Origin of the sequence: Phenylobacterium sp., from assembly GCF_020402505.1 — a bacterium.
Lineage (GTDB): Bacteria > Pseudomonadota > Alphaproteobacteria > Caulobacterales > Caulobacteraceae > Phenylobacterium.
Genome location: NZ_JADBZL010000006.1, coordinates 1 through 6,560, shown reverse-complemented (window position 1 = coordinate 6,560; position 6,560 = coordinate 1). Strand labels below are relative to the sequence as shown.

The window sequence follows — 6,560 nt, the reverse complement described above, 5'->3', positions numbered from 1 at the left end:
GGCGCCTCTCTCCAGGCCACGGGCCTGGTCTCGGAGGACATCTTCCTGAAGCGCCTGTTCGAGCGCTACGGCGTCCGCGCCGAGTACGAGCAGCGCAAGGAGTTCAAGAACGCCGTCAACGGCTACCAGCAGTCGGACTATACCGCCGCGCACCGGGAGGCGACCCAGTCCATGCTCGAGTCGATCTATGGCTCGGCCCTCAACCGGGCGGCGGCTGATCGCAGGCAGTCTCCGGCGACCCTGAAGGCGGCCCTGGAGTCCGGGCCCCTGATGGCCGAGGAGGCGCTCAGGCTCAACCTGATCGACCGGGTGGACTACCTCGATGCGGCCCGCAAGCAGCTGTCCGACCGCGCCGGCAAGGACGCCGAGTTCCGCGACCTGCGCGACTACGCGCGAAGCCAGCGGGACCTTAAGTCCCTGACCGGTCCGGCCATCGCCGTGGTCACCGCCGAGGGCGGCATCGTCACCGGCGGGGACGGCGGGGCCAATCCCTTCGCCGCAGAGGGCGCCATCTATTCCGACCTCCTGGAGAACGCCCTGCGGGCCGCCACCGAGGACAAGGACGTCCGCGCCATCGTGCTGCGGGTCAACTCGCCCGGCGGGTCGGACACCGCCTCCGAGCAGATCCGGCGCGCGGTGGAGGCGGCCAAGGCGGCGGGCAAGCCCGTCGTCGTCTCCATGGGTCCCTACGCCGCCTCGGGAGGCTACTGGATCTCGTCCAACGCCTCGGCCATCGTCGCCCAGCCCACCACCCTCACTGGCTCCATCGGGGTCTTCGGGGGCAAGATCGCCCTCGGCGAGGCCCTGGCGCGGGTGGGGGTGGATCTTCGCCAGGTCGGCGTCGGGTCGGACTACGCCTCCGCCTTTTCCCTGGGCTCCGGGCTGACGGGGGACCAGAGGGCCGCCTTCGCCCGGTGGATGGACCAGATCTACGCCCGTTTCATCGGCCGGGTGTCCGAGGGTCGGCGCCTGCCCGTCGAGCGGGTGGAGGCGATCGCCCGGGGCCGGGTCTGGACGGGCGCCCAGGCCCGTGAGCTGGGCCTGGTGGACCAGATCGGGGGCTTCTACGACGCCGTCGATCGGGCCCGCGCCCTTTCCGGGGTCAACCAGGAGATGCGCCTGAAGTGGATGGCGTCCGAGGGATCGCCCTTCGAGGCCTTCGAACGCCTGTTCGGGGTCTCCGCCGCCTCCGCGCGGACGCTGGCGGCGTCCGCCTGGGTGCTGGGCGACCCGCGGGCCCAGGCCCTTCTCGACGAGATGGCCTGGAGTCGGATGCCTCCGGGCTCGGCGGCGGTCCGCGCGCCCGCTCCGGCCTACTGACTCAGGGGCTCAGGCGCCGCCGTAGGTGCGCGCCGCCGCCGCCATGGCCAGGACGATGGCCCGGTCATCCTCGGACAGGAGCGGGTTCCAGACGTCGAAGATCAGGACGGTGCGAAGAGAGTCGCTACCGTTGTAGGCCTCGTGCTCCAGGGTGTCGTCAAAGACGATGACCTCGCCCGGCCGCCACTGGATCCGGTCAAAGCCGACGCGGTACTCGCAGTTCTCAGGCACGACAAGCGGCAGGTGGGCGATGACCCGGGCGTTGGTCTCGCCATGATGGGGCGGAATCCGGGTCCTGGGGGCGAGGGCCGAGAACATCACGTTCGGGCAGAGGCCCTCGATCCGGGCCAGGTCCACTTCGGCCAGGGCGGCGGTGGTCGCCGGACACATCGCCTGGTTCTCCAGCGCAGGCGCTCCGCTCTTCCAGAGGTCCAGGGTGCTCCACCGGTCGGAGTGATTGAGCTCGCCCCACTGGTTCACCGGCTGTCCGGGCGCATAGGCGATGTAGGGATTGAAGGCCCCCTGCGCTGTGGCGAGGGCGGCCTCCAGCTCCCGGCGGATCTCGCCGGTCTGCGCCTCCAGCGCCTGGATCCAGGGGAAGTGACTCCGGTCGAAGAAGGGGATTGCGGGTAGCCGCGGCACATAGAGCTGGTTGGCGTCGGAGAGGTAGGGGCGGCTGGCGCCGGCCATGATGGACAGGGCCTCCCGCCAGCGCGACCGGTCGGTGGGCTGGGCCTGGCGGACCAGGCCGTCCAGGCTCCGGAGAAGATAGTCATGGTAGGCCCTTGTCTCGGCCTCTACCACCCGGGCGGCATGCTCCAGTTCCCCGCGGAGGTGACCTGGCCAATGCTGGGAGGGCGGGGCCACCTTCAGGGCGTTGCGATAGGTCACGACCGCCGCAGCGGTTCCGGAGGTCTCCTCCAGAAGGCTGGCCTTGGCCAGCAGGGCGGGCAGGGAATACGGGTCGGCGACTAGGCCGCCCTGGATGGCCTCCCAGGCCTCCTCCGGCCGTCCGGCGGTCCTCAGCGCGGCGGACAGGAAGACCCAGACCGTCGCCTCGCCCGGGGCGGCCGCACAGGCCTGCCGCAGGAGGTCGATGGACTCTTCCATTCGACCCGCCTGCAGGGCGTGCACCCCCAGGCTGTACAGGGCCTCGGGATGGCCGGCGTCGGCGCCCAGCACCTTGCGCCACATCTCCTCGGCCTCGGACCACCGTCCTGCCCGCGCCGCCGCCCGCGCGGCCTCGGCCCACTGCACTGCCTGCACATCCGCCTCCGAAAAAACAAAAGGGGCGGCGGAGATGTTCCGCCGCCCCCAAAGACTGGATCGCCGTAGGGATTAGAACCGGAGGTTCAGGCCCACCGCGAAGACCCGGCCCAGGGTGTCGTAGTTCGAGGGCAGGGTGTTGCCGTTGTTGGCGGCGGTGGTGGCGGCTTCGTTGCCGACGATCGGCGGATCTTCGTTGAACACATTCCGGACGGAGGCGCTGAGGCGCACCGCATCATTGACCGCCCAGGACCCGTTCAGATCAAGATAGTGGTAGGCGTCGATCTTCCGGAACTTGGCGAAGGTCGCGGCCTGCTGCGGCTTCTCGATCTCCACGGCGTCCTGATAGCGCCACTGATAGCCGAGGGAGAAGTCGCCCACCGACCAGTTGGTCCGCTGGACAAACCGCAGCTGGTGGGTGGGGTTGCCGCAGGCGGTGCCGTAGTAACCCATGCAGTCCACGACCGGAATGGTGGGGTCGGAGCGGCGCTCGTTGGTCATGTAGTAGTTGGCCGCCAGGCTGAACTGCAGCCGGCCCCAGTCTTCGGAAGCGCCAAGATCCGCAAGACCGATCCCGAAGCCCGCGTTCATTTCAACGCCTTCCGCTTCGAGGTAGTCTAGGTTCTCGGTCAGCAGCCTGACGCCGGACGCTGGCGAGGCCAGATCGCCGTTGACGCGGACGACCTTGGCGCACTGGCTGGCGACACCGCTGTTATAGCAGGCGTCCAGCACTTCCTGGACGTCGTACTCGCCAATCCAATCCTCGACGCGGATTCTGTAGTAGTCGACGGAGATGAAGGGCGAGGAGACCACCGGGATGAAGCTGGGGGTCCAGACAAAGCCCACGGTCGTGGTGTCCGCCGTCTCGGGCTTGGGCAGCTTCTGGAGGTTGGTCCCCTCGAAGGTGCTGATCTGAGCAGAGACGATGTCCTGAACGACGCCCACCTGGGCCGCCGTCATGCCGGTGGAGACGCACCGGGCGCGCAGGGTGGCGTTCCCGGCCAGGACGCTCGCATTGGCGACCGAGCAGGGGTCGAGGGTGGCGTTCTGCAGGCCGGAGACGAGGGGCGCCGCGAGTTCACCGACGTTCGGCGCGCGAACGGCGCGCTGCTGCATGGCGCGGATCCGAAGGCCGTCCACCGGCTCCCAGTTCAAGCCCGCCTTCCAGGTCGTATTCGAACCGGAGGGGTTGTAGTCCGCGAAACGGAAGCCCAGCTCGACATCCAGAGACTTGGCGAAGGCCGCGTCGGACATCAGCGGAACAATGGTTTCGCCGAAGATTTCGTAGACGTCGAAGCCGCCCTTGATCGGCAGGGTGTTGCCGCCGGCGCCGCCCAGGCAGCTGGTGGGCGCCAGCTTCAGGCACTCGTCGGGGATGCTCTCGCCAGTCTCTTCGCGGTACTCGGCGCCGAAGCTCCACTGCACGGGCAGGGCCGCCGAGGGAACCTTGATGGAGTCCACAGCGCCGGAGATCGATCCGCCGAAGATGGTCTGCTTGTAGATCTGCTGCTCGATGCCGACGGCGCCCACATAGGCCGCCATGGCCTGGGTGATGGTGCCGTAGCCGCCGAAGACATTGACGGGCACGCAGGTATCGCCCGAACGGCAGACCGCAGCACCCCCCGGACCCGGGACGGCGTTCAGGGCGTTCCCGAAGTTGGTGACGTTGGTGTAGCCGGCGGCGATGTTGGTGCGGTCCGCCTGGCCGTGCTGGACGAAGACATCCCAGTTCCAGTTGTCGAACACTTCACCGCGGAAGCCGGCGTTAAACTGGAAAGTGTTGTTCTGATAGGTCGAGGAGCGCTCGCCCAGTTCACCCGTCCGGCGACGGATGACCAGGTTGATATCGTCCGCCGCGTCCACAACACCGTTCGTGTTCAGGTCCTTCCAGTTGCTGGCCAGCAGGGTGCCCGCGCCCAGGGCGGTGTTGGCCTGGGTGATGATGGTGTTGCGGGCCGAGGCCGACAGGAAGGGGTTGCTCAGCGGAACAAAGAAGGAGTTTCCGAAGATCCCGGAGGGCGCAACCTGCTGGCGCACCCGGGTCTTGGAGTAGAGCAGGCTGGCGTAGGCCTCGACATTGTCCATCACCTCGTAGGTGGCGAAGGCCGAGCCGCCCCAGCGCTCCTGCGGGGTCTGGTAGTAGTTGAAGGGGTTGAAGTTGAAGACCGAGCAGTTGGCGCCGATGGTGCCGTCATCGCGGAACTGGCCGAGGCTGCCGCCCACGCCGGTGATGGCCACGCGGGTGGGAACGGTGGTGGTGGAGCCGCCAGCGGCCACCGAGCCGGGACCGCCGCAACCCGCAGGCGGAGCGGGCGGGGTGGTGGCGCCGAGATTGTCCCCGGTCGCGGTCACCACGCCCAGGAGGCCGAAGGGCCGGGCGGCGAGCAGGACGCCGTCACGCTTGGAATAGTTCACGCTGACCACCGCATTGCCGCGGCCGTCAGGGCTGTTCACACCCACGGTGAAGGAGGTGGAGGTGATCTTGCCGTCGCCATCTCCGGTCTGGGAGTGGTTGGCGTCAGCCTCGAAGCCCTCAAAGTTTTTCTTGAGGATGAAGTTGACGGCGCCGGAAATGGCGTCCGAGCCATACACCGCAGAGGCGCCGCCGGTAATGACGTCCACCCGCTCCAGCAGGGCGGTGGGCACGTTCGACAGATCGACCTCACCGTCGTAGTTGAACGGCGTCATCCGCTTGCCGTCCAGCAGGATGAGGTTCCGCTGGGCGCCAAGACCCCGGAGGTTCAACGTGCTGACGCCATCCGTACCGTTGTTGGTGGCGTCGCCGTCTTCAGGCACCACGCCCGGCAGGAGACGGAGAATCTTCTCGGCCTCAGGGGTCTGCTGCTGGCGGATCTGTTCGGCGCCGACGGTCACGATCGGGCTGGCCGACTGGATGCCGGGCGTCTGGATCCGGGAACCCGTGACGACCACTTCGGCCACGTCGGTGGACCCGCCCTGGGCGTAGGCCTGGGTCGCGAGCAGGGCCGCGCCGCAGATCATAGACGTCGCCAGAAGGCGCTCGCGCATGGACTTCATCTTCAAGGTTCATCCTCCAACAGGTCCGCCGGAACGGCTCAGACCGGGAATGGGTTCAAAAATCATAGTCGAGCGCCCCGGAACGGGAACTCGTCCTGTTGCGGTCTTTTCACACCGCCTGTGGAACGGTCAACGTGCGCAAGGGCGGGCGGTGCGTTCCATCCGCGCCATGTCGCAAAATCGCCACAGTTTCTTAACGCTGTTACGGGCGCCGGTGGTTGACGCCTTCGGTGCGGAAAGGTTGTTTGCCTCGATGGCATCTTGTGAGGAGCGGTTATGCGGCGGTCAGTCGGCCTTGTGATCCTGGTTATCCTGTCTGGCGGTCCCGCCTTGGCCCAGCAGTCCCCGCCTTCAGGGGCCTTGGATCTCCTCCTGTCCTGCCGGAGCGTCCGGGCGGACGCTGACCGGCTGGCCTGCTTTGACAGGGCGTCCGCCAGCCTGGCCGAGGCGGAGGCGGGCGGCGCTCTGGTCGTGATGGACCGGGCCAAGGTCGAGGCGGTCCGGCGGCAGGCCTTCGGATTCTCCATTCCCTCCATCGCCGACCTCATGCCGCGCGGACGCTCGGGATCCGGATCGGGCCCGGGGTCGGAAGCGGGTTCGGGGCCGGAGTCCGATCAAGCCCTCAGGCAGGTCGAGGCGGGGGTCGTCGCCGCGCGCCTCAGCCGCGACGGCAAGTGGGTCCTGTCCCTCGACAACGGATCGGTCTGGCGGCAGACGGACACGGAGAGCGTGCTTCGCCCGCCCCGGGCCGGGTCGCGGGTGGTGATCAAGTCCGCCGCCATGGGAAGCTTCCTCTTGAGCGTGGACGGCCAGCGCTCTATCCGCGTCCGCCGCGAGGAATAGGCCTTCAGCGGTCCTTGGGGTCGAGGGCGTCGCGCAGGCCGTCACCGATGAAGTTGAAGGCGGCCAGGGTGGCGGCCATGGCCAGGGCCGGGAAG

5 protein-coding genes are annotated in these 6,560 nt (G+C 68.2%); 3 read left to right on the top strand and 2 right to left on the bottom strand.

The window, feature by feature from the left end; all coding sequences use genetic code 11:
- Nucleotides 1-1,320, top strand: a 1,320-nt coding sequence (gene sppA, locus IM632_RS00450; RefSeq protein WP_296551905.1) for a signal peptide peptidase SppA, incomplete at its 5' end; no start/stop codon positions are given.
- 9 nt (nucleotides 1,321-1,329) lie between these two features.
- On the opposite strand, the gene IM632_RS00445 is transcribed toward sppA, so the two are convergent.
- Both IM632_RS00445 and IM632_RS00440 read right to left on the bottom strand, forming a co-directional pair.
- Nucleotides 1,330-2,586, bottom strand: coding sequence for an aspartyl/asparaginyl beta-hydroxylase domain-containing protein (locus IM632_RS00445; protein ID WP_296480069.1), 1,257 nt, complete (start codon nucleotides 2,584-2,586; stop codon nucleotides 1,330-1,332).
- A gap of 72 nt (nucleotides 2,587-2,658) precedes the next feature.
- On the bottom strand, nucleotides 2,659-5,622 hold the full coding sequence (locus IM632_RS00440) for a TonB-dependent receptor (protein ID WP_296523280.1): 2,964 nt from the start codon (nucleotides 5,620-5,622) through the stop codon (nucleotides 2,659-2,661).
- On the opposite strand from IM632_RS00440, the gene IM632_RS00435 reads away from it, so the two are divergent.
- Both IM632_RS00435 and IM632_RS00430 read left to right on the top strand, forming a co-directional pair.
- Nucleotides 5,612-5,923, top strand: coding sequence for a hypothetical protein (locus IM632_RS00435; RefSeq protein ID WP_293532343.1), 312 nt, complete (start codon nucleotides 5,612-5,614; stop codon nucleotides 5,921-5,923). The two genes, IM632_RS00440 and IM632_RS00435, sit on opposite strands and share 11 nt — an antisense overlap.
- A complete protein-coding gene (locus tag IM632_RS00430; RefSeq protein ID WP_293523838.1) occupies nucleotides 5,899-6,465 on the top strand; it encodes a hypothetical protein in 567 nt (188 codons plus the stop codon). The genes IM632_RS00435 and IM632_RS00430 overlap by 25 nt, the downstream gene beginning before the upstream one ends.
- Nucleotides 6,466-6,560 lie beyond the last annotated feature (95 nt).

What these genes read in the sequence shown, in the direction of transcription:
- IM632_RS00440 (WP_296523280.1), bottom strand. Translation starts at nt 5,622, where the DNA reads ATGAAGTCCATGCGCGAGCGCCTTCTGGCGACGTCTATGATCTGCGGC.
- IM632_RS00430 (WP_293523838.1), top strand. Translation starts at nt 5,899, where the DNA reads ATGCGGCGGTCAGTCGGCCTTGTGATCCTGGTTATCCTGTCTGGCGGT.
- IM632_RS00435 (WP_293532343.1), top strand. Translation starts at nt 5,612, where the DNA reads ATGGACTTCATCTTCAAGGTTCATCCTCCAACAGGTCCGCCGGAACGG.